Source organism: Microcoleus sp. K1-B1 (assembly GCF_036704705.1).
In the GTDB taxonomy this organism is placed as follows: Bacteria; Cyanobacteriota; Cyanobacteriia; order Cyanobacteriales; family Microcoleaceae; genus Microcoleus.
The window spans coordinates 20,786-44,652 of the sequence record NZ_JAUBSH010000046.1; the positions used below are offsets into that span (position 1 = coordinate 20,786).

13 protein-coding genes are annotated in these 23,867 nt (G+C 49.7%); 4 read left to right on the forward strand and 9 right to left on the reverse strand.

The window, feature by feature from the left end; all coding sequences use genetic code 11:
- Positions 1-61 precede the first annotated feature (61 nt).
- A complete protein-coding gene (gene rpoD, locus QUA83_RS17580) occupies positions 62-1,228 on the forward strand; it encodes an RNA polymerase sigma factor RpoD (protein WP_333294746.1) in 1,167 nt (388 codons plus the stop codon).
- Positions 1,229-1,438: 210 nt separating this feature from the next.
- Here rpoD and QUA83_RS17585 read toward each other — a convergent pair whose 3' ends face one another.
- The 3 genes from QUA83_RS17585 to QUA83_RS17595 all read right to left on the reverse strand — a co-directional run bounded on the left by QUA83_RS17585 (position 1,439) and on the right by QUA83_RS17595 (position 5,990).
- The gene (locus QUA83_RS17585) at positions 1,439-1,591 is read right to left on the reverse strand and encodes a high light inducible protein (RefSeq protein WP_015179166.1); all 153 of its coding nucleotides are present in this window, start codon (positions 1,589-1,591) and stop codon (positions 1,439-1,441) included.
- Between the two features lie 125 nt (positions 1,592-1,716).
- Positions 1,717-3,156, reverse strand: a complete 1,440-nt coding sequence (locus tag QUA83_RS17590) for an ATP-binding cassette domain-containing protein (RefSeq protein ID WP_333294749.1) — start codon at positions 3,154-3,156, stop codon at positions 1,717-1,719.
- A 281-nt stretch (positions 3,157-3,437) separates the two neighbouring features.
- On the reverse strand, positions 3,438-5,990 hold the full coding sequence (locus tag QUA83_RS17595; RefSeq protein WP_333294751.1) for a DNA topoisomerase (ATP-hydrolyzing): 2,553 nt from the start codon (positions 5,988-5,990) through the stop codon (positions 3,438-3,440).
- Between the two features lie 1,609 nt (positions 5,991-7,599).
- Between QUA83_RS17595 and QUA83_RS17600 the strand changes: the two genes are divergently transcribed.
- A complete protein-coding gene (locus tag QUA83_RS17600) occupies positions 7,600-7,995 on the forward strand; it encodes a response regulator (protein ID WP_006632892.1) in 396 nt (131 codons plus the stop codon).
- Positions 7,996-8,306: 311 nt separating this feature from the next.
- On the opposite strand, the gene QUA83_RS17605 is transcribed toward QUA83_RS17600, so the two are convergent.
- From QUA83_RS17605 to rpoB, 4 genes are all read right to left on the reverse strand, one after another.
- Positions 8,307-12,440: a DNA-directed RNA polymerase subunit beta'' gene (locus QUA83_RS17605; RefSeq protein WP_333294753.1), complete on the reverse strand. Its 4,134-nt coding sequence runs from the start codon at positions 12,438-12,440 to the stop codon at positions 8,307-8,309.
- A gap of 446 nt (positions 12,441-12,886) precedes the next feature.
- Complete coding sequence (locus QUA83_RS17610) at positions 12,887-14,761, reverse strand: DNA-directed RNA polymerase subunit gamma (RefSeq protein WP_333294756.1); 1,875 nt, start codon at positions 14,759-14,761, stop codon at positions 12,887-12,889.
- 83 nt (positions 14,762-14,844) lie between these two features.
- A complete protein-coding gene (locus QUA83_RS17615; protein WP_333294758.1) occupies positions 14,845-15,933 on the reverse strand; it encodes an HNH endonuclease in 1,089 nt (362 codons plus the stop codon).
- Between the two features lie 149 nt (positions 15,934-16,082).
- Complete coding sequence (rpoB, locus tag QUA83_RS17620; RefSeq protein ID WP_333041547.1) at positions 16,083-19,469, reverse strand: DNA-directed RNA polymerase subunit beta; 3,387 nt, start codon at positions 19,467-19,469, stop codon at positions 16,083-16,085.
- A 102-nt stretch (positions 19,470-19,571) separates the two neighbouring features.
- Between rpoB and QUA83_RS17625 the strand changes: the two genes are divergently transcribed.
- Positions 19,572-19,715: a hypothetical protein gene (locus QUA83_RS17625; protein ID WP_333148624.1), complete on the forward strand. Its 144-nt coding sequence runs from the start codon at positions 19,572-19,574 to the stop codon at positions 19,713-19,715.
- A 356-nt stretch (positions 19,716-20,071) separates the two neighbouring features.
- Here the strand turns inward: QUA83_RS17625 and QUA83_RS17630 are convergent, their stop codons facing one another.
- Together QUA83_RS17630 and rpsT are read right to left on the reverse strand one after the other, a co-directional pair.
- A complete protein-coding gene (locus QUA83_RS17630) occupies positions 20,072-20,851 on the reverse strand; it encodes a TatD family hydrolase (RefSeq protein ID WP_333148625.1) in 780 nt (259 codons plus the stop codon).
- Positions 20,852-21,076: 225 nt separating this feature from the next.
- Complete coding sequence (gene rpsT, locus QUA83_RS17635; protein WP_333066838.1) at positions 21,077-21,379, reverse strand: 30S ribosomal protein S20; 303 nt, start codon at positions 21,377-21,379, stop codon at positions 21,077-21,079.
- A gap of 897 nt (positions 21,380-22,276) precedes the next feature.
- Between rpsT and hisD the strand changes: the two genes are divergently transcribed.
- The gene (hisD, locus tag QUA83_RS17640) at positions 22,277-23,590 is read left to right on the forward strand and encodes a histidinol dehydrogenase (RefSeq protein WP_333294761.1); all 1,314 of its coding nucleotides are present in this window, start codon (positions 22,277-22,279) and stop codon (positions 23,588-23,590) included.
- The last annotated feature ends 277 nt before the right edge of the window (positions 23,591-23,867 follow it).

Below are 23,867 nucleotides of genomic sequence, written 5' to 3' on the forward strand. Positions count from 1 at the left end.
TACAAACAGACACTATTCCACTGTTATTTATTCTTTAATTCAGGAGCATGAGGAAGACGGCATGATCCAGGCTAACACCGTACTCGAAACCACAATTACACCGGAAATGGAAACACTCGAGTTGCTTCGGGGCGCCGAAAGCGTTCTACCTGAGAGCGAGTTAGAACTCTTTATCGACGAAGAAGACGATCGAGAAGAATTCTTAGACTCTCAATCTGAGGACGACCCTAAAGCTGGCAAAGGCGCCAAAGCCCGCCGTCGGGCTCAGGCAAAGAAAAAGCATTATACTGAAGACTCTATTCGTCTTTACCTGCAAGAAATCGGTCGGATTAGACTGCTGCGAGCTGACGAAGAGATTGAACTAGCGCGCAAGATAGCAGATTTGCTGGAATTAGAGCGAGTTCGAGAACAACTGCTCGAAGAGTATAACCGCGAACCCAAAGACAGCGAATGGGCTAATGCTGTAGATATGGCACTTCCTGCATTCCGTCACCGACTCCACGTCGGCCGTCGGGCCAAGGAAAAAATGGTGCAATCAAACCTGCGTTTGGTCGTGTCGATCGCCAAAAAATACATGAATCGCGGTTTGTCTTTCCAAGATTTGATTCAGGAAGGCTCTTTGGGTCTGATCCGGGCCGCTGAAAAATTCGACCATGAAAAAGGCTACAAGTTTTCTACCTACGCAACTTGGTGGATACGTCAAGCCATCACCCGGGCAATTGCCGACCAATCCCGGACTATCCGCCTGCCGGTTCACCTTTACGAAACCATCTCGCGGATCAAGAAAACTACCAAACTCCTGTCTCAGGAAATGGGTCGCAAGCCTACGGAAGAAGAAATTGCTACCCGCATGGAGATGACGATCGAGAAGTTGCGGTTCATTGCTAAGTCCGCACAGTTGCCCATCTCTCTAGAAACTCCGATCGGCAAAGAGGAAGACTCGCGTCTGGGAGACTTTATTGAATCTGACGGGGAAACACCCGAAGATCAAGTCTCGAAAAACTTGCTCAGGGAAGACTTGGAAAGCGTTTTGGATACTCTCAGCCCCCGCGAACGGGATGTACTGCGGCTGCGTTACGGCTTAGATGACGGACGGATGAAGACCTTGGAGGAAATTGGTCAAATCTTTAACGTCACCCGCGAGCGGATTCGCCAAATCGAGGCTAAAGCCCTGCGGAAGTTGCGCCATCCCAACCGGAACAGCATCTTAAAAGAATATATCCGCTAGAGTAATTTGCTAGCATCACCCAAAAGAGTGATTCGCACTCTTTTGGGGGGGAGACCCCGCGCCCCGGTTTGAGCTATAGCTGTTAAAGTTTGTGCTGCTAACTGCCCGGAGCAAGTGGCTATTTGCCACCCACATCGCGCTGCCAAAATTTAGGGAGTCCGTGACGGAACTCCCAAGCTTTGCAGTGTCACAAAAGCCTTAACTAGAAAATTACATTACGCCCCAAAAGTGAAGCAAGCCTTGACCGGAAACCAATTCGATGATGACAGCGGCAGAGAAACCAATCATCGCCAAACGACCGTTCCAATTTTCGGCTCCTTCGCTGAAGCCCCAGTTCCAAGCGTTGCGTTTTTGTTCTTGCATAGTGCGAACTCCTTTCGTTAACTTTTGTAAGTAAGGCTTATGTAAATAAATATAACATTGACTTGAAAAAAGTACGAACTTGTGAAATTGATATCGGTAACAACGGTCGATCGACCTTGAGGATTTTACCTAACAGGAAAAATAGCCAACTCTGTATCAGGATCGAACAAGTGAATTTTGTCATGGGCGATGGCCAGCCAAAGCTCCTCGCCAACTCGGATCGATCGCTCAGGAGGAACCCGCACTTGCATCCGCACCGCCGGAGCATCCGTCAAACAAACCCCCAAATAAGTTTCATGTCCCAAAGCCTCTACAATTTCCACTTGTACCGAAAGATTTTTGGTAGCCGGAGGGTTAATGCTCAGATGTTCCGGGCGAATGCCCAAAATTAGGCCTCGCCCGTCATATTGTTGTAGACTTTTTGCCCAAATATCGGGTAAAGTAAAGCGAAATTGCGGGTGAGAAATCAACAGCGGAGCACTAAATTCCACCGCCAAAAAATTCATCGGCGGAGAACCGATAAACTCAGCCACAAACAGATTAGCCGGCTTGTTGTAAAGCTCTAGAGGTTGAGCTACTTGCTGAATCTGGCCGACCTTCATAATAGCAATCCGATCGCCCATAGTCATCGCCTCAGTTTGGTCGTGAGTTACATAAATAGTTGTAGTTCCCAACTGTCGCTGCAACTGCACAATTTGCGATCGAGTTTCCGCCCTCAATTTTGCATCCAGATTCGATAGCGGTTCGTCCATCAAAAAAACTTCAGGATTCCTAGCCATCGCCCTACCCAAAGCTACCCGCTGCTTTTGCCCTCCCGAAAGTTGTTTCGGCAAGCGATTTAAAAGAGATTCTATTTGCAATAATTCAGCTACCTCTCGCACTCGTTTTCCTACCGCCTTTTCCCGTTCCGACAAATAGCGCAAACCCGGCGGCAACTTGCGAGTTGCTCCTCCTAAAAAGTCCTCAAACAAAGGATAAGTTAGAGGATTTTTAAAATAATTAGAAGCTAAATCATTAATAACCTCTTCTACCTTATTCCTAATTTTTTCTATCCTCTGGATGCTTCCTTCTTCTCCTTGTATCTCCCCCCTTATCCCTTCTTCTTCCTTCTTCCCTCTTCCCTCTTCCTTCTTCCTTCTTCCCTCTTCCTTCTTCCTTCTTCCTTCTTCCTTCTCCCTTTCCGATCGGCGCAATCCAAAGGCGAGATTATCGTAAACTGTTAAGTGAGGATAGAGAGCATAATTTTGAAATACCATAGCGATATCTCGGTCTTTAGGAGGCAAATCGTTAACCAGCCGATCGCCAACCCAAATATTGCCTGCTGTCAAAACTTCCAAACCGGCGATCGAGCGCAGCAAAGTGCTTTTTCCGCAGCCAGAAGGCCCCACCAGCACCATGAATTCCCCGTCTTCGACCGTTAGGTTAATGCGCCGCAAAACGCTGTTAGACGAAGGGCGATCGGCTAGAGGCGACACACTTTCTGCGATGGTGTTTGCTTCTTTTTCCTGTTCTCCTTGGCGGAGAGGAAAACTTTTGTAGATATTTTCTAATACAACTTGCGCCATTAAACAATTTTAGATTTTAGATTTTAGATTTTAGATTGGGGAATTGGGCATTGGGCATTGGGCATTGGTAATTGAGATATTCAAGGAAGGAGGAAGTTTGGGAACGAGCAGTGTACAGGATTTAAATGATTTAACGGATGGATATTGAAGTCAGAAGTCAGAGGTCACAAATCAGATTAATGCCCCATACCCCATGCCCAATGCCCCATGCCCCATGCCCCATGCCCCATGCCCCATGCCCAATTCCCAATGCCCCATGCCCCATGCCCCATGCCCCATGACTATTGACTGCTGATAACTTTGATGATTCTTTCACCCGGATTGAGGTCAAAAACTCGATCGCCCGCAGCATCTTTCCCCCAAAAAGCTATAGCATCCATAGCCGATCGCAGCAGGCGGCCAGAATTAGTAAAAAGTTTGACATCCGTACCCGGAACAGCCTGCAGCAAGCCAACTAAAGCATCTTTAGGCTCTGCGAAGCGAAAAGCTTGAGTGCCAATTTCCCCGCGGTTAGTAAGTCTGACAGAACCTGCAGGCATTCGTTTTGCCCAACCCAACTCGGAAAATAGCACCAGACTGTCGTTCGGGTCGAGAGTGATGCAGCCCACCAACTGTTCCTGCTTCCGCAACCTGGTTACTTGAGAACCCTGGGCCGCGCGGCCCATTGGCGGCAGTTGTTCATCATCGATCTCAAACCGGAGGACTCGGCCTCCTGAAGTTGCGATCGCCACTTGCTCGCCGACTTTAGCCAGACTCGCACAGCGCAGCCGATCGTCCTCCTTGAGTTTAACAACAGTAACCCCACGATTAGTCAAATCAGCAAATTCCTGCATCGCCAAGCGCTTAATTTTTCCTTGCTGCGTCAGAGTTACTAAATCTGCAGCTTCCGAATTTTCCGGCAAAATAAAGTGTGCAACTGTGATTTCCGACAAAGCGCGATCGCCACTGTCTTTAGTAGCACTCGGCGACAACAAACTAACGATCGGCGTTCCCCGGTCTTTGGCGCTACTACTAGGAATATCGGCCACTTTCAGCGGGTAAGCTTTGCCGTTAGGAGTTAAGACGACCAAAGTGCGATCGGTTTTCGTCAGATTTGCCGTCACAATAAAATCTTCATTTTTTTCTAAAGCTGAAACCGATTTTTCGCGACTTTTCGAGCGTGGCTTTTCCCCAGTCGGCAAGCGTCGCACGTACTGCTTGTGCGAAAATTCAACAATAGTTTCCTCTGGCTCTAGAACGGGCAATAAGTTCGGCTGAATCGTTGCCGGCGACAACTGCTTCACCCCAGAATTTTTCTTACCAGCAAATTGTGATTCGGCGTTTGCTGCGCGTGCAGTTCCATTGGCGAATTTAGTGCGGCGGGGGTCAGCGTACTTGCGTTTTAGCGATCGAAATTCCTTCTTTAAAGCCTTCAAAAGTTCACGCCTGTCGCTCAACAACCGCTGCAATTCTTGAATATTAGCCATCAACTCATCAAACTCAGACTGCAAATTTTGCCTTTCCAAACCAGTCAGCCTACGCATAGGCATCGCCAAAATCGCATCAGCTTGACTTTCGCTCAAATTGAGGCGAACTTGCAAAGTTTGCTTAGCAGTAGAGCCGTCTGGAGAATTTCTCAGAATGTCGATCGCGGTATCGAGATTTGTCAAAGCCAACATTAAGCCTTCGACAATGTGACATCGGCGTTCCGCAGCCTGCAACTCGTAATTGTAGCGGCGGGTAAGAGTCACTTCCCGGAAATCCAGAAATTCCTGCAACAATTGTCTGAGCGTCAACTGTCGCGGTTGACCGTTGACAATTGCCAGCAAAATCGCCCCAAAATTTGTTTGCAGGTCAGTTTGTTGGTAAAGGCGAGCGAGAACCGCTTCAGGGGTAAATTCCCGCTTGAGTTCAATCACCACTCGAATGCCTTCGCGATCGCTCTCGTCACGCAAATCCGAAATACCGTCGAGGCGGCCAGCATTGACCAACTCCGCCACCTTTTCAATCCAAGCCGCCTTATTTACCTGAAACGGAAACTCCGTCACCACGATCGCCGTTTTAGTACGCACCTTGCGATTACCTGGCACCTCTTCCACCCCGGCCACACCCCTGACCGCAATGCTGCCTCGACCCTTAGTGTAGGCGTCAACAATGCCCTCTGTAGCGACGATTTCCCCTCCGGTTGGAAAATCCGGGCCCGGAATCAGTTCTATCAACTTCTCGTCGGATAATTCCGGGTTTTCAATCAAAGCAATTAAACCGTCTACCACCTCCCCCAAATTGTGTGGCGGGATATTAGTTGCCATCCCCACAGCAATGCCCGTACAGCCGTTGAGTAACAGAAACGGCAACTGAGCAGGCAGTGCCGTCGGTTCCTGCTGCGAATTGTCAAAGTTACCAGTAAAATCAACAGTTGCCTCGCCGACTTGGGTTAGCATAGCTTCGTGGGCGATCGGTGCCAGCCTAGTTTCCGTATAGCGCATAGCAGCCGCCGGGTCATTGTCCACCGAACCGAAATTGCCGTGACCCGCCAGTAAAGGATAGCGGCTCGAAAACTCCTGAACCATGCGTACCAGAGCGTCGTAAACCGATTGGTCGCCGTGGGGGTGATATTTTCCCAAAACATCTCCAACTACCCGGGCGCACTTACGGTAAGGTCGGTCTGGCGTCAGACCGAGTTCGTGCATCGCATATAAAATTCGACGGTGAACTGGTTTTAAACCGTCGCGGACATCAGGCAAAGCTCGCCCGACGATCACACTCATGGCATATTCGAGGTACGATTGCTGCATCTCGGCGTGCAGAGGCGTAGAAATTACTTGCCCGGAAAGTAGGTTGAGTTGTTTAGCCATGAGTCCTTGTGTCCGTTAATTCCTGAGTGAAAACAGCCTCTGTCAATAATGCCGAGGTTGCCTGTCTCGATTGAAAAGCCTTTGCCGCAGGCGAACCGAAAGTTCGACCCAACCGCCCAGTTGAAGAATAAAAATAAACTTAACTTGTGAAAGCAGAATCAGAGTCCCGAAGACGGGCAACACTTGCCTCTTACTCTCCACTCTTACCCTAACCTCTATGTTGCCTTCATTTGCGCCTACCTGTCTATTTACCTTCTGCCGTGAGAAGGTTGATTCACAGGAGAACACGGAATGCCAGAAACTCAGAACGTAGTGAGGCTGTAGCTCTTCCTAGGAAAGCGTCACGAGGGACTTGAGTCCCCGTCAATCTATGATAGAATTTAATTGCAATTAGGAATAACCATCTACACGAAGAAATATTTTATTCAGGAGAAACCCCAGATTGATCTCGTCTCAGTACAGCCGTAGCGTGGATCAAGCAGCAATGGTTGACGATCGAGCTTACCGTATTTTGGCAAGCGTGATGGACTCTGAAAGTATTAAAAAAGAAAAGTAAGCCCAATTGGAATACCTCTGGTACTGGTACTTGTTCTGAGCGTGCTGAGAGTGAGAGTGTCAAAAATGCCGATATTGATGAATTATCAGTCAAAAGCTCTCCTGGCGATATCTCCTAGTCTGACATCCCCTTGATGAACGGAATCGTCGATATTTTAAGCCGTTTTGAGGGGTTAAAACTGAGAATTAGGAATCTCCAACAATCTCCGGTAGATTCGCTACTCCGAATGCAGTGGCGACGGGAGTATTGTAAATAAACATGGTTTGATTCTAATGAGGAGGAAGGAAAATAATTATTACACATTCCCGATTCTAACAATACTCCGGACAGTTTTTGGAACGATACTACAAGCTTACGCGGGGCAAGGAGCCTAAAAAAGTCGAATTAAATGTAAGTCAGGGGTGGAGCTGACATTGATTTAATTATCCACAGGGGCTGCGAAGTCAAGCGAGCCTAAGCCATTGGGCTATATAAAAACTGTCCGAACTATTGATTCTAATACCAGTTCAAAAAATAATGCAACTGTAGGCCCGTGCTCCAAACTGATATCCACGCAATCAGTTCCCATCTAAAATCTAAAATCTAAAATCTAAAATCTAAAATCTAAAATGGTAGAAGCCGGAGGCTTGACCGAAAGAGAGGATACTATAAGTCCAGGATGCACGGGTAGTCAGAAACCGGGTTTTTTCATAGCAATAGTTCGTTATAGCCCGCCAAAACGAGCAAAAATCCGGTTTCGAGGAGTCGTCCATGCGTCCTGGATTGTACTAGAAACCTGCTACCTGAGAATCTTGAGACTCTCACCAGTGCCAGGTCTAGTTATAAAAAACAACTAAACTGTCTGTGTGTAGTAGTCTAAATGATGGTACTGGATGCTTCTAGGCATCTGTAAACCCTCTCACAGCTAGTGGCTCAAGGATATACATACGGGTTTTGCAGGGTTCCCGGCTGATGGCGCTAAAAACTCTGCATTTTTGACGGGGAATGTACTCCCCGTGTCGTGTTCCTCTTTGGACTAAAGTCACAAAGTTTCTATACTTCCCATATTTATTTATGAAAACCGTTCTGATTGTAGAGGACGATTTGGTTAATGCTCGGGTTTTTTCCAAAATTCTGACTAAGCGGGGGGGCTTAGCCGTGAAACACACGGAAAATGTTGAAGAGGTGATGCAGATTGCTGCCAACGGCGAAGCTGATTTGATTTTAATGGATGTGTCTCTTTCGCGCAGCGTGTACCAGGGCAAATCTGTTGACGGCATTAAGATTACTCAACTGCTCAAAGCTGACCCGCAAACGGCCTCGCTGCCGATTATTTTGGTGACTGCTCACGCGATGGCTGGTGATAAAGAAACATTTCTGGATCAAAGCGGTGCCGACGGTTACATCTCTAAACCTGTGGTAGACCATCAAGAGTTTGTGAATCAAATCAAGGCTTTGCTACCTGATTGAGTGAACCATACATGCAGAAGGAATAAGAAGGAAGAAGGAAAAAGGAAGAAGGAAGAAATAATTGTTTGTTTGAACCAACAAACAATTAAAACTTTAGAATTACAAAGTTTTCTTGAACTCTGAATCTTCCTTCTTCCTTCTTCCTTTGGATGTCCCATCGCACAATGCTATGAGTTCGGACTTGTAATTTGTGAGGAAAAATTTGAGATTTTTATGACGAGTGAAATCGAAGTGTGCGTTGCGGCGAGGAACCAAATTATCCTCAGCGAGCGCAACGCGCTTCGCTCATTCATGCAATCTCAAAACTATGATTAGTCTTCGTCCTCATCGAAGTCAAAACCGATATCATCATCATCATCGTCAACATCCGGTCCCAAGGAATCATCCTCAGTCTCAGCGACAAAATCGTCCTCATCAACCTCAACTTCCTCAAAATCCTCATCAGGCTCAAGATCAGACGGGCGTCCGATCTCAAAACCGCTCTCGATCGTATAAGCACGGCGGGCAGTGCGGTCATCAAGTACCACATCCTCCTGTAAATCGTGGATGTCGTCATCAAACACAGCACCATCAAAACCAGCATCCTGAACCCCAGCATCCTCATAGGCATTGAACCCAGTACCGGCAGGAATCAGGCGACCGATAATCACATTTTCCTTCAGCCCCCGCAGCCAGTCAGACTTACCTTCGATCGCAGCCTCAGTCAACACCCGCGTAGTCTCCTGGAACGAAGCAGCGGAAATAAAGCTATCAGTATTCAGCGAAGCCTTAGTAATCCCCAGCAACACCGGAGTATAATCCGCCGGCGCTCCACCAGTAATTGACATCGCCTCGTTCACCTGCTCAACCTGCCGCAATTCTACCAACTCGCCAGGGAGCATAGTAGTATCGCCGCCATCTTCCATCCTGACTTTGTTGGTCATCTGGCGGACAATCACCTCGATGTGTTTATCAGAAATATCCACGCCCTGAGACTGATAAACCGACTGCACCTCATTCACCAAAAACGTCTGCACCTGTTGGAAACTCTCCAAGGCAGCCTCAAAAGTAGACTGCCGCTCCTTGAGCACGTGGAAGAACACCTCCAGAATTTCGTGAGGGTTAGCAGGCCCGTCGGTCAAAGCTTCGGCGACGCCGACGCGCTGTCCGTCGGAAACGATCGGGTTTTGACCAGGCAACAAAGGATACTCCTCAATCCGGCCATCATCCTCAATCACCGCAAGTTCCACAACATCGTCATCCGTAACCACACGAGCCGTCCCCGGCCGTTTGGCTAAAATACAAGCTTCCTTCGGCTTCCGCCCTTCAAGAAGTTCCTCAATCCGTGGCAAACCTTGAATGATATCCCCAGTCTTTGCCCGCTCAAACACCAGAATCACCAAATTGTCACCCCGCTGCACCAAGTCGCCATCGTCTACGTGCAGCACCGCACCGGCCGAAACCCGGTAAGGACGAGCCACCCTGAGCAAGAGTTTCGCCGGTTCTGTTTCCGACGCAGGTACAACCTTCACAACTTGGCCGGACTCTTCGAGAACAACCCCCGGAGCTATTTCGGTACCAGCCACCAGCAGTTGACCCGGACTCACATCCGGCGTACCGGCCACGCTTATCGAAATAGAATCCGCATCTCGCATCACCAACAGGCGACGCACTGGTTCGCCCTGGCCCTCACGGATGCCTCGAACGATACCCGCTTCTTTGCAGAGAATCTCCGTGCGGGCGACTACTGCCCCAGGCGCGATCGACTGCCCATCTTCGACCAACAGCCGCGTGTGAGTGCTGCCCTGAGTCGGATCGGCAGACACGTCCCGCCGAATCACTAGCGATTCCAATATCACTAACTGCAAGCGGAAAGTCTTGGAAGCTCGATCGCCCCCATCGGCAAGAGGCACCGCCAACTCCTGCGACGCACTAACGTCTTCAGGCGAACTCCAAGCCGGGCCCGAACCGTCCGCCCCAAAAGCCATAGCATCATCCTCATCCGGCAGCAGCTCGATATCCGCCGCCAGTTGCGGAGCTCCCGAACCAATTTCCAAAATAAGCTGAGTCCGCAGCAGTTCCAATCCCTCGACAGATTTGACGCGCTCCCCATCCTTATAAGGAAGTCGCTGCACCGCTTTCAAAGAGATCGACTCATTCAGCGCCGTCTGAGAAGGCACTGGTGGCTTATCAGGCACCGGGAACTCCACCACAGGCCGCAGCAGCAAAGCCGGGCCTTCGGGAGTTTCGATATACTCCGCATAGCCCAACTCTTCGGCAATCAAGCCTGGGAAAATCTCTTGACCTGCGTTGACGATTTGACCTTCCCCGAAGGTTAGCGGCGGGCGGTCAACTACATGGAGTGTGCCTGGTTTGATGACAATTTCCCGGAGGATGTCATTTTTCTGGGTGATTTCCACTGCCCCGCTGGTTTGGCAGAAAATATCTTTAACCACCTCAGTACCAGCCTCTACGTACTGACCATCTTCCACCAGCAGCAGAGAAATATCCTTATTCACCTCGTGGCACTCTTCCGGTATCCAGAGCAGAGTGCCGCCTTTGACGACTTCGTAGCCAAGTTTAGCTTTGCCGCGCTTGTGGACTTCCACTCCGCCGTACTTGACAATGCCCCCTGTAGCTGTGCGGTAGCTGTCGTCGAGCAGTTCGGCGACGACTTCCCCGTTAATCACTTTGCTCCCAGGAGCCGTCTTCAGGGAAAACCGCTGCTTGGAAGATGTTTCGATCGTGTAGTGGTCGCGGCCGCCTGCACTTTCGGCCCGCACGACTGCTTGGTCTAGCAGGACTTGGGCGGTGATAATTTCAATTTCTCTGGGGTCAGCGATGCGGACTACGCCACCGTGTTCGGAGACGAGTTTAGTTTCGGCAATCACGCTTTCGGCCGGAATGCGATCGCCATTTTTCACTGCCGGTTCCGCGCCGGGGGGCAAGTTGTAGACTTCTCCTGAGAGAATCCAAATCAGCCCGCCTTTGCTGGCTGTGCGGGTGGTGTTCCCTTGGCGGTCAGTTTTTTCTTCTGGCACCAAATCAGCAAATTTGGCTTCTCCGGCTAAGTCGGAAGCCACGTCTGTAGTGACTTTTTCTGTTGTTTTGCGGGCGGCGCGACCGATGATCGGCACTTCTGCCAAAACTTGACCGGGAATGGCGCGCTGTCCGTCTTTGACCATCAGAGTAGAACCCTGGACGATCGCCAATTCGATTTTCAGTTTTTGATTTTTAGCGCCGGATTTCCCTTCTTCAAATCCGTCGCCCTCAAATACAAGTTTGCCGTTGTTTTCTGCCACCAGTGCTTCTTCGCCGTGTCTGGTGCGGAACGAGCGAGTACGCAAGTTTTTGAATTTCACTACGCCGGGGAAGGGGGCGCGTTCTTGTTTGGCGACTTCTCCGGTGAATACGCCGCCGGTGTGGAAGGTACGCATGGTGAGCTGGGTTCCCGGTTCCCCGATCGACTGAGCTGCAATAATCCCGATCGCTTCTCCCATGTCCACCATTTTCAAGTGGGCGAGACTCCAGCCGTAGCAGTGCTGACAAACCGATCGGGTAGATTCACAAGTCAGGGGCGATCGTAAATACACCTCTCCCACCCCAGAATTACCAATTTCCGTCGCCAACTCCTCAGTAATTGGCTGATTTCGGACGGCTTTTTCGTCGCCGTAGGCCACAATTTCCCCGGTTTTGGGGTGCACCACATCTTTGGCGAACACCCGCCCCAGCAGCCTGTCCTTGAGGGGAATCAGCACCGTTGCCCCGTCAGTCATCGGCCGCACTCGAATTCCCCGCTGAGTGCCGCAGTCCACTTCCCGGACAATTACGTCTTGGGACACATCCACCAACCGGCGAGTCAAATAGCCAGAGTCTGCCGTCCGCAACGCTGTATCTACCAAGCCTTTGCGCGCGCCGTAGGAAGAGATGATGTATTCGGTGACAGTCAGTCCCTCGCGGAAGTTGGTTTTAATTGGCAAGTCGATGATTTCGCCTTGAGGGTCAGCCATCAATCCGCGCATTCCGACTAGCTGCCGCACTTGAGAAATGTTTCCCCGCGCCCCGGAGAATGCCATCATGTAGACCGAGTTGAGGGGGTCTGTGGCTCGGAAGTTTTTGACTACTTCGTCTTTGAGGTCTTCTGATGTGCTGTTCCAGGTATCGATTACTTTTTGGAAGCGTTCGACTTCGGTGATTTCACCTCTGGTGTATTTTTGTTCGGTGATGCGGATTTCTTCTTCGGCTGCATCCAGGAGCGATCGTTTTGACGGGGGCACTTGCAGGTCGTCTACGCTAATCGAAACTCCCGCTCGTGTCGCAAAGCGGAAACCCAAGTCTTTGAGTTTATCTGCCATTTGCGCTGTACGGGCCGTTCCGTAGTGCATGAAAGACCAAGAGATTAATTTTTTGAGCTGACCTTTGTCAACAACTCGATTGCGAAAAACAATTTCCTTATTTTCTGTCATTTTTCTGAGTAGTGGTAATTGGTAATTGGTAACTTTTACTGCCGTTCGACTTCGGTTCCCCTGATCGAAACCCTTGGGTTCAGGACCCGCGTAGCCGAATTATTGGTAATTGGTAATTGGTAATTGATAAGTAGATCGGCGGGAAAAAACACCAAGCATTTTGTAGGGTGGGTTTAGCGTATAAGGAAGAGAGCTAAGCTAGGAGATGAATGCACTCACCTGCTCTTCCCATAATCAAGTTTATGTTCACCTACCTACTTAATGGGTAATTGGTAACTTTTACTGCCATTCAACTGCGCTCAGTAACCGCGTAGCCGAATTATTGGTAAGTGTATTAATGGGTAATTTTTCCGGCTGCAATCACTATTATTACTTAGCGATTATTTGTCAGTTATTACCCATTACCTGTTACCTCTTACCCATTACCTCTTACCGCTTCCCAATTTCTAATTGTTAATTACCGATTCGATCGTTTGGTGATAGATAATCCGGCCCGGAGTAGTGCGAATGAACTGATTGAGCACCTTGCCCTCTCCGTCTTCCCGAACCCGGCGGAACTTGTATTCTTTCGTCACTATACCGTCGGTCGATCGTTCCACCTTCAGCGGTTCTCCCTCGGGTTCTGCGTTTTCTATGGCGCCTTGAAACCTCACCCACACATAAGAGTGCAAGTCAACGATTCCTTGTTCGTAAGCTACAACCGCGTCGGTGAGGTTGGAGAAATAGTGACCGGCTCCTTTTTGAGCGTCAGGATTTTCGGCTGTCAAGTAATAGCAACCGAGCACCATATCTTGAGAAGGAGTAACGATCGGTCTTCCGGTTGCCGGCGACATAATGTTATTAGAAGCCAGCATCAGCAAGCGTGCTTCCGCCTGAGATTCCAGAGACAAAGGCACGTGCACTGCCATTTGGTCGCCGTCAAAGTCAGCGTTAAAAGCCGGACAGACTAGCGGGTGAAGCTGAATTGCCCTCCCGTCCACCAAAATCGGCTCAAAGGCTTGAATCCCCAAACGGTGGAGGGTCGGTGCCCGGTTTAGCATTACCGGGTGTCCTTCAATCACCTCCTGAAGCACGTCCCAAACGCTGGGATCGTTGCGCTGGATCAGTTTTTTGGCAGCTTTGATGTTGTTGACCAATCCTTGGCGGATCAGGCGGTGGATGACGAAAGGCTGGAAAAGTTCGATCGCCATTTCTCTCGGCAAACCGCACTGATGAATTTTCAGTTTCGGCCCCACCACAATCACCGAACGCCCGGAGTAGTCAACCCGTTTACCCAGCAAGTTTTGCCGGAAGCGACCTTGTTTCCCTTCAATGATGTCCGACAGCGACTTCAGCGGGCGGTTGTTTGCCCCCACCACTGTCCGGCCCCGGCGACCGTTGTCAATCAGCGCATCCACAGCTTCTTGCAGCATCCGCTTTTCGTTGCGGATGATAATCTCGGGCGCCAGAATTTCTTGCAGTCTCGCCAAGCGGTTATTGCGGTTGATGACTCTCCGGTAAAGGTCGTTGAGGTCGCTCGTTGCAAAACGCCCGCCGTCTAGCTGCACCATCGGCCGCAAGTCGGGGGGAATCACCGGAATCACATTGAGCACCATCCAATCGGGTTGAGATCCCGTAGCGATGAAGTTGTCAATTACCCGCAAGCGTTTAATTAACTTTGCCCGTTTTTGACCTTTAGCATTGGCAATATCTTCCCGCAACTTTTCCGCTTCACTTTCTAGCGGAATATTTTGCAGCAAAACTTGCAAAGCTTCAGCACCTATGCCTACTTCTACGCCCGTCAGCGTCGAATCTTCGCTGTAAAGTTCGTCTTCTATTTCCAGCCAAGCATCTTCCGTGAGCAATTGTTTGTATTGCAGCTTCTCTGCATTACCTGGATTTAGGACAACGTAGGCATTGAAATAAACGATTTGTTCCACATCTCGGAGCGGCATATCTAACAGAATTGCCATGTAACTCGGAATACCTTTGAGATACCAAACGTGAGCTACTGGAGCCGCTAATTTGATAAATCCCATCCGGTGACGGCGCACGCGAGATTCAGTTACTTCTACACCGCATCTTTCGCAAACAATGCCTCTATGGCGAACTCGTTTGTACTTACCACAATGACATTCCCAATCTTTTGCAGGCCCAAAAATGCGCTCGCAAAACAAGCCATCCATTTCAGGTTTTAACGTGCGATAATTAATTGTTTCTGGTTTTGTCACCTCGCCAGTTATCTGACCGTTGGGTAAAGTTCTCTCTCCCCACTGTCGAATTCTTTCTGGTGAAGCTAACCCGATTTTGACGTAATCAAAGCGTTGTTCTATTTTTGCCATTCTTGACTCCAATTGATAATTTACAGGCGATTATTTGTGGGTTTGATCTTTTTTGTTTGCTTGTTTTACGGCTTAAATCAATGTTATACTCCTCTATATGTGACGTGGTTTTTAATATCAGAGATCACACTTGACGAGACTCCAAAGTCATCAGCGATTTTAGAGATTGATTCTCTCGCTCTAATTCTTTTGCGTACCTCAAGAGCTTGCTCGAAAGTCAATTTTCGATCAAGATATCCACCCATGCGAGGAACTGGAACCTCTTCGCCTGCTTCCTTCCAAGTGACGTGATATTTAATATCGTGTATGGTTTTGCGGCCGACACTGTATTCCTGTGCTACATCCTTCATCCTCTCTCCTGCTGCTAGCTTTTGTCGAATTTCTCGCACCTTTTCCCAATCTAATTTGGCATTGGAAAGAGGATGACTTTTTCCTTGAGTGCGTCCTTTCTTAGAAGCATCTAACAAATTTTGAGTGCGAGTACCTGCCCAAAGGTGTTCTGGATTGATGCAACTGGGATTGTCGCAGGTATGACAAGCATCCATCGAAGTCGGAAGTTCATATCCTAATTTCTCGGCTAAAACAGCACGGGTAACTGATTTTAATTTCCCATTTTTCCAGTATCTGCCATAACCTTGACCATCCTTTCCACCTGAGAAAATGATGCAGCCGCTGTCTTGAATTTCTCCTAAAAAATTGGGTGAAACTGTAGTGAAGTTATCGGGAATATTTGTCTGAAGTATCTTAGTAATAGTTTCATGTTGTACTCCATACTCTTTTGCTAGGTGGTTCTTGATGGTTCCAGATAAATATTTAGTCTGAATTTCCCGTAGTTGTGCGATCGACAATATGCCAATACCGGGAATACTTTTGCGTCTGGGAGTTTTGCGATCGCGCCCAATCATCTGCCCGGTATTCTCAGCAGCAGTACCTACTACCAGATGTGCCGGGTTGATGCAGCTTCGATTGTCGCAGGTATGGCAACCAAAATAACCGGAACCGAGGAACCCTGCTATTTTCGATTCGAGGACTAAACGGTGGACTAATACTGTTTTGCCATCGATCCACTTGCGCCCGTAACCGTTGCCAAACTTGCTCCCTTGCCAATTAATACAGCCCGTCGCCCGGTCAACTTCTCCTTGAATTCCTGGGACAACTGTTACAATATTCATGTTCAGCGTCTCTCCTGTTTAGAGCGTTGATTCGCCTCAGCAGTGGTACGAACACTGCTGAGGCATTTTAATTTGAGATTGCCGATTAAAGATTAAAGAATTGAATGCTGTCAAAAAATCTTTAATCTTTAATCTTTAATCTTTAATGCCTAATCCTCGTCGAGTTCGTCACGAGAAAGCGATTCGTAAGTAGGCCGGGAGGGCGATCGCTTGCCCCCAGCATCTGCCATCAAATCCACCTCAACGTGCTCGCTGCCCTCGTCGGATGTATTCACCTTGTGCACGGCAATATCCAAGCACAAAGATTGCAACTCCCGCATCAGCACCTTGAAAGATTCCGGCGTACCGGGGCGCGGAATAGCTTTGCCTTTGACGATCGCATTCAGCGCTTCATTCCGTCCCTGCATATCGTCCGACTTGACCGTCAGCAACTCTTGCAAAGTATAAGCTGCGCCGAACGCTTCCAGAGCCCAGACTTCCATTTCTCCGAACCGCTGACCCCCCTGCTGCGCTTTGCCGCCCAAAGGCTGCTGCGTTACCAGCGAGTAAGGGCCTGTGCTACGGGCGTGGATCTTATCGTCTACCAAGTGAACCAGTTTCAGCATATAGGCGATGCCGACTGTGATTGGGCGATCGAACGGTTCCCCAGTTCTGCCATCGTAGACAATAGTCTTGCCGGGGTGCTTTTCATTAAACACCCAAGGCTTCCCGGTTTTTTCGCGTGCCTCCTGTAGCTTGCCGTGTACGGTTTCCCGCGACTTTTCAGCGCCGTGCATTTCATCAAAAGGCACCATCTTGAACCGCATGGACAGATTTTCACCCGCCCATCCCAGCAAGCACTCAAAAATCTGACCTACGTTCATCCGCGACGGTACGCCCAAGGGATTGAGCACTATGTCAACCGGAGTCCCGTCGGGCAAATAAGGCATATCCTCCATCGGCAGAATCCGGGACACAATACCCTTATTTCCGTGGCGGCCGGCCATTTTGTCGCCGACTTGAATCTTCCGCTTTTGAGCCACGTAGACGCGGACGACCATGTTGGCGCCGGGGGGCAGTTCGTCGCCCTGTTCGCGGGTAAACACCCGCACGTCAACCACGCGGCCTTTTTCGCCGTTAGGGACGCGGAGGGAATTGTCGCGCACGTCGCGGGCTTTTTCGCCGAAGATTGCTCTGAGCAGTTTTTCTTCCGGCGGTTGGTCGGATTCGCCCTTGGGGGTAACTTTGCCCACTAGGATGTCGCTGGCTTCTACCCAAGCACCTTTGCGGATAATGCCCTGTTCGTCTAGCTGGCGCAGCGCGTCTTCGCCGACGTTAGGAATTTCGCGGGTGATTTCTTCGGGGCCGAGTTTGGTTTGGCGGGCTTCGATTTCGTATTTTTCAATGTGGATCGAAGTGTAGACATCTTCGTACACCAAACGCTCGCTAATTAGCATGGCGTCTTCGTAGTTGTAGCCTTCCCAAGGCATATAAGCTACGAGGATGTTGTGTCCCAGAGCGAGTTCTGCCCCTTCGGTGGAGGAACCGTCGGCGAGCACTTGACCGGCAACTACTCGATCGCCCTCATAAATCAGCGGACGCTGATTTAAACAAGTATCCTGGTTAGAACGCTGATATTTTTGCAGTTCGTGTTCGATGCAGCCAGCATATTTTTGCTTCCAAACCGAGGGCTGTTTGACTTTGAGATCGTCGTATTCCTTAATCAGGAAATGTTCTTCGCTGGAATTCGATTCGGCATCTACAGCCAGGGGTTTGACAATAATCCGGGTAGCGTCGATGTAAATCACCTCGCCGTCGATCCGGGAAACCACAACCATCCCGGAATCTCGCGCCGCCTGAGCTTCTAAGCCCGTACCGACTAGGGGCCGTTCTGGTTTCAGTAGCGGCACAGCTTGCCGCTGCATATTCGAGCCCATCAGAGCTCGGTTGGCGTCGTCGTGTTCCAGGAACGGAATCAACGAGGTCGCGACGGAGACGATTTGCACGGGCGAAATCGCCATGTAGTCCACCTGCATTGGAGTGGTGGTAGTAAACTCTTGGCGGTAGCGGACGGCTACGGTTTCGCCCAAGAGGTTGTTGTTTTCGTCGAGGCTGATGTCTCCGGGGGCGACGCGCAAATCGTCTTCTTCGTCGGCTGTCATGTAAACAGGGGCTTTGTCGCGCAGCACCCGTCCTTTTTCTACTGGATAAAAAGGAGTTTCGATGAAGCCGTAGGGGTTGACGCGGGCGTGGGTTGCTAAGGAACCGATGAGACCTGCGTTGGGACCTTCTGGTGTTTCGATCGGGCAAATCCGGCCGTAGTGGGACGGGTGAATGTCCCGCACTGCAAACCCGGCGCGTTCGCGAGTCAGACCTCCTGGGCCCAAGGCTGAAAGCCGACGTTTGTGAGTCAGTTCTGCCAGAGGGTTGGTTTGATCCATGAACTGCGATAGCTGGGAGGAACCGAAGAATTCCTTGATTGCCGCTACCAGCGGTTTGGGGTTGACCAGAGAAGCGGGGCTGAGGGAGTCGGCATCCGAGACGGTCATTCTTTCGCGGATAATCCGTTCTAAGCGGTTGAGTCCGACGCGCACTTGGTTTTGCAGCAGTTCTCCGACACTGCGGACGCGACGGTTGCCTAAGTGGTCGATGTCGTCGGTGGAACCGATGTCGAATTCTAGGTTTATTAGGTAGTCGATCGCCGTCAAGATATCTTGCGATGTCAGCACCCGCATGGTATCGGGGACTGTCAAGCGCAGTTTTTTGTTGAGTTTGTAACGGCCGACTCGGCCCAAATCGTAGCGTTTGGGGTCGAAAAAGCGCGAGTTAAGGAGCTGTTCGCCCCCCGCTACGGTGGGGGGTTCACCTGGACGGAGTTTGCGGTAGAGCTCCATCAAAGCTTCTTCTTCGCCGAATTGTCCTTCTTTCTCGATCGTTTTTTGGAAGTATTCCGGGTGGCGCAGGGAGTCGTAGATTTCCCCGTCTGTAAGTCCGAGGGCTTTGAGCAGCACCTGAGCCGATAGTTTGCGGGTTTTGTCGATTCTCACCCAGACTAAATCGTTTTTGTCTGTTTCAAATTTCAGCCAAGCGCCGCGGTTGGGGATGAGCGAGGCGTTATACGAACGGCGGCCGTTTTTGTCGGTTTCTGATTTGTAGTAGACCCCGGGCGATCGCACGATTTGGTTGACAATGACCCGTTCCGCGCCGTTGATGATGAAAGTGCCGCGCTCGGTCATCAAGGGCAAGTCGCCGATGAAGACTTCTTGTTCTTTGATTTCCCCTGTTTCTTTGTTAATCAGGCGGGTGGGGACGTACATTTGCACCGAGTAGGTGCTGTCCCTGCGCTTGGCTTCGTCCACATCATATTTGGGGCGCTTGAGTTTGAAGTCTTTGCCCATGAAGTGGAGTTCCAGCTTGCCCGTGTAGTCTGTAATCGGGGAGAAGCTGTCGAGTTCTTCGATCAGTCCGGCTTCTAGGAACCAGCGAAAACTTGCCCGCTGGATTTCGATCAAATCGGGCAAGGTGAAGGCGAATTCTGTGTAATCTTTAGTGGTCATGGGGGTCCTTTTTCCGCAGTGGCTCTAGCTTTTTACATGGCGCCAAGGCTGGGCTTTTTTACCTTGTTGCGTTTTTTTGATGGATTGTGTGAGAGAATTTATATGATGTTTTCGATCGCCTGCCAACTGCTGCAACGGTTATTTTTGCTTGTGGCTCGCAGTATTTTTGTGCGGATTTTAGTTTCGATCGAGATGCTTTTAGCTCTGATCTCGTGGTATCCCAGGGTGAATTCCCTACACTTTTGACTCCTAAAATTGACTTGACAGCTATTGCCAAATTGCTGAGGTTCCAAGTTTCTTCTGATGTGTAAGTTTGAGTGTGTAAGTTTGAGCTATTGCCTGAAGTTTTGACCGATCCCGAAGTTTAGCGTACTCGCGTTGTGTTGGTAGTTCCTGGGCGACATCGCAGTCGCGGATACTAAGCCAACGCCCGATCGCTCAGTTCTTTTTATTATAGGACGCAAATCCGATCGCAACAGGCAACGCCAAAAGAATCTCCAATAAAGGATGAATCCGGTTTTTCGGGCAGGATAGAAATGGGATTGTCCTGAGCACTGGCTCCTAAATCGACCTGTTTTCCTCGTTTCTCTGTTCTGCTATAACTAAACTGAAAAGCCGAATAGCTGACAGGCATTTTTGGTTGTCTGCTGGGACAAAGTTAAGAGAGAAACTCCTCTCAATTTAGCAACTTGCTCGGCTACGTAGTAGACATAGGCTGGTTCGTTGCGTTTTCCCCGCTGGGGTACGGGGGCGAGAAAAGGGCAATCTGTCTCGACTAGGATGCGATCGCTATTTACCATACAAGCTGATTCTTGTATTTGCAAGGCTTTTTTAAAGGTGACTGTTCCGCTAAAACTAATGTAGAAACCTAGGTCTAAAAACCACTGGGTTTCTTCGGGTGTGCCTCCCCAGCAGTGCATGACCCCGCGCACTGGCCCGCGTGTTTGCCAAAAGTTCCTCAGCATTTCGGCCATTGGGGCGGCGGCGTCGCGACAGTGGATAATGACTGGTTTGTCAAGTTCCTGGGCGATTGCAAGCTGTGCCTCAAACACTTTAAACTGGTGTTCTCGATCGTCAGCTTTATAAAAGTCCAGTCCGGTTTCGCCGATCGCCACTACCCTAGAGTCCGAACTTGCTAATTCCCTAATCTGGCTCGCAGTCTCGTCTTTCCACTTGTCCGCATCTAGGGGGTGGAGTCCAACCGCAAACGAGACTTCTGCAAACTGATTGGCGATTGCTTGGATGCCGGCAAACTCTTCTGGCTCTACACAAGAATGAACCAGCCGAACTACACCAGCTTCGCGCCAGCGTTCTCGAATGGCTTCTAACTCAGATTTGTAGGTTTCAAAGTTGATATGAACGTGAGTGTCGATGAGCTGCATGGGGGAAGCAGATTAGAGGTGATACGGGAGAGTCCTAGTGGGATAGGGCGAGGGGGGAGTGAGAGAGTCGGGGAGTGGGAGTGGGAGAGAGTGTGTGGGAAAAATCTTCCGTCTTCTTTCTTCCTGCTTCCTGCTTCACGCTTGACTTCTTCTCGCTTGACTTCTTCCCTCAACATCCATCCCTTCAATCTTGTACACTGCTTCGTTGCCGAACTTTCTGCTTCCTTAAGATGCTACCGAGGATGTTTCGTGCGGCTTGAGGGTTCTTGCCAAGCGGGACTTTTTGCGAGCGCCGTTGTTGCGGTGGAGTACACCTTTTTTGACAGCTTTGTCAATTTTGCTGTAGGCCTCAGACATTCGCTGCTGGACTTCTTGCATTAATTCCGGGCTCGGAGCTGCGGCGTACTTGTCTACGGCAGCGAAATACTTCTTCATCAAAGTTTTGACCGCTGACTTGTAAGATTTGTTGTACAAGCGGTTACGTTCGGCGATTTTGACTCGTTTGACGGCGGACTTAATATTTGCCATAGTTCAGTTGCTGGAAGTAGGTATTCATTGATACACCCTAGTCTCAAGACAGTCTTAAGACACGGGGATTTTGAAGGACAACCTTTTCGGGATCGATCCGCAAAAAGCTTGATTTTTAATGGCGGAGTGAGACAGCCACTTTCCATTCGCTCAAATTGAGCTTCAGATTGAGCTGAGTCTGTGGCTACTTTTTGGCGACGCCCGCGCAATAATTTTTTATTGACTCATTTAACTGCCTGTTTTTTACCCCTGACAATACCCACAGGTATGACACGGGTGTTACTGAGGCGTTTTGCGGTGTTTCCACCGTCACGAGTTAAAGTCACGGTTTCTTGCGCGCAATTTTCAAGTATACAATAATTTGGCGTTTTTTTATAAAAAAATTATCAGGTGTTGGAAAAACTAATATAGCACCTATTCTGCTTAAAATCCAATTCTCTGAAAAATCCAAGTTAAGCTATAACAAAGAATACGGGTTATTTGGGCTTCGGCAAGAAGCACTTACCGAAGGTAGAAGGTAAAAAGCAGAAGGTAGAAGGTAGAAGACAGCCGGATCTGAAGGTAGAAGCTAGAAGGCAGAACCAAAATTCTCCCGATCGAACACTCTCCCTCTCGGATATTATCGGGGTCGGACACTCTCCCCCTCTGCGTTCCAACCCTCTCCCTCCGCACCTGGTTCTCTAGCGGGCAATTCCTAGAGAAGGTTGTGACTTGTCCTCAGTGTTGCAAAATCCTCGACAGAGATTTAAACGCTGCACTGAAGCCTTGGAAAATGCCGCGACTCTCGCGGTTTAAGCTTGTGGACTGGTGGTGGCCTACTTCTCTAGGAGATCCCCACAAAAATCCCCAATTGTCAAGCAAATGTTAGTGAAGTTATAGACGGCATTCCTAATCTCCATGCTGCGAATCATTACTCAGTGGGTTGAGGCACAAGCTGAACTGCGACGGATCTGCGATCGCACCCATGACGAACTTGTCGTTCACAAAGAAGCCACCGTGCGGGAGGTGCTGCAAGCTGTAAGGCGCAGAGGCGATCAGGCTGTGCTGCACTACACTGCTGAATTTGACCGCATGACCCTAAATGTGGAAGATTTACGGGTGAGCGGCGCCGAATTGGATGCTGCTTACCAACAGGTGTCGAAAGAATTATTAAATGCCATCCGGCTGGCTTGCAAACAGGTAGAGGCGTTTCACCGACAGCGCGTACCCAAGTCTTGGGTGCAGTTTGGCGATGACGAGATTGTTTTGGGCAAGCGCTACACGCCGGTCGATCGAGCGGGAATTTACATTCCTGGCGGTCAGGCTTCCTATCCAAGCTCGGTGATCATGAATGCGGTTCCTGCGAAGGTCGCCAAGGTGCCGAGACTGGTGATGTGTACTCCCCCCGGACAGGAGAAGAAAATGAATCCTGCGGTGCTGGTAGCGGCTCAGGAAGCGGGAGTTGATGAGATTTATCGGATCGGCGGGGCGCAGGCGATCGCAGCCTTAGCCTACGGTACGGAAACTATTCCGAAGGTGGATTTAATTACTGGGCCGGGGAATATTTACGTCACCCTGGCTAAAAAACTGGTTTACGGGACTGTGGGGATCGATTCTCTGGCTGGCCCGTCGGAAGTGTTGATTATTGCGGATGGTGCGGCGAATCCTGTGCACGTGGCTGCGGATATGTTGGCTCAAGCTGAACACGATTCTATGGCGTCGGCAATTTTGCTGACGGCGGATTCGGTGCTGGCTAGGAAGGTGGTGGCTGAGGTAGACAGACAGTTGGCAAATCACCCGCGCCGAACTTTAACAGAAAAGGCGATCGTCAACTATGGTTTAGTCGTAGTAGTTGACTCGCTCAAAGCGGCGGCGGAACTCTCTAACGAGTTTGCCCCGGAACACTTGGAATTGCAAGTTGCAGATCCTTGGGCTTTGCTTGACCAAATTCGCCACGCTGGGGCGATTTTCTTGGGCTGCTCGACGCCGGAAGCTGTAGGTGATTATTTGGCTGGCCCGAATCACACTTTGCCGACTTCTGGGGCTCCGCGCTATGCGTCGCCGCTGGGTGTCGAGACTTTTATGAAGCATTCGAGTTTGATTCAATATTCGCCGGCTGCGCTTAAGAAGGTGAGTAGGGCGATTAATGTTTTGGCGGAAGCCGAGGGGCTTCCTTCTCACGCTGATTCGGTGCGGCTGCGGACTGAAAATGAGGGAAAGGGTGAGTTTTAGAGGGTAGATTTAAGTAGATGATCGGCAAAATACATAGGTAGTCAAAAGTGAGTGAAATGCAGTGAAACGAAGCAATTCTCTTGCGATTATGGTAGCTTTACATTCTGTGACAAGCGACCCAGTTTATTTGCACCTACTTACTTACGCACTGCGGGCTTAAGAAACCCGGTTTCTTCAAGAATCTTGCTTAAATGACGCAATTATGTTAAGAAACCGGGTTTCTGAGTAATAATAATGTTGGTGGGAAGCGCGGAATAGGGGACAGTAGGCGACAATC

Bases quoted from the DNA above. Each gene is read 5' to 3' on its own strand.
- QUA83_RS17590 (WP_333294749.1), bottom strand. From the start codon at position 3,156: ATGGCGCAAGTTGTATTAGAAAATATCTACAAAAGTTTTCCTCTCCGC.
- rpoD (WP_333294746.1), top strand. From the start codon at position 62: ATGATCCAGGCTAACACCGTACTCGAAACCACAATTACACCGGAAATG.
- QUA83_RS17610 (WP_333294756.1), bottom strand. From the start codon at position 14,761: ATGGCAAAAATAGAACAACGCTTTGATTACGTCAAAATCGGGTTAGCT.
- hisD (WP_333294761.1), top strand. From the start codon at position 22,277: ATGCTGCGAATCATTACTCAGTGGGTTGAGGCACAAGCTGAACTGCGA.
- QUA83_RS17605 (WP_333294753.1), bottom strand. From the start codon at position 12,440: ATGACAGAAAATAAGGAAATTGTTTTTCGCAATCGAGTTGTTGACAAA.
- QUA83_RS17595 (WP_333294751.1), bottom strand. From the start codon at position 5,990: ATGGCTAAACAACTCAACCTACTTTCCGGGCAAGTAATTTCTACGCCT.
- rpsT (WP_333066838.1), bottom strand. From the start codon at position 21,379: ATGGCAAATATTAAGTCCGCCGTCAAACGAGTCAAAATCGCCGAACGT.
- QUA83_RS17630 (WP_333148625.1), bottom strand. From the start codon at position 20,851: ATGCAGCTCATCGACACTCACGTTCATATCAACTTTGAAACCTACAAA.
- QUA83_RS17625 (WP_333148624.1), top strand. From the start codon at position 19,572: ATGATGTTTTCGATCGCCTGCCAACTGCTGCAACGGTTATTTTTGCTT.
- QUA83_RS17585 (WP_015179166.1), bottom strand. From the start codon at position 1,591: ATGCAAGAACAAAAACGCAACGCTTGGAACTGGGGCTTCAGCGAAGGA.
- rpoB (WP_333041547.1), bottom strand. From the start codon at position 19,469: ATGACCACTAAAGATTACACAGAATTCGCCTTCACCTTGCCCGATTTG.
- QUA83_RS17600 (WP_006632892.1), top strand. From the start codon at position 7,600: ATGAAAACCGTTCTGATTGTAGAGGACGATTTGGTTAATGCTCGGGTT.
- QUA83_RS17615 (WP_333294758.1), bottom strand. From the start codon at position 15,933: ATGAATATTGTAACAGTTGTCCCAGGAATTCAAGGAGAAGTTGACCGG.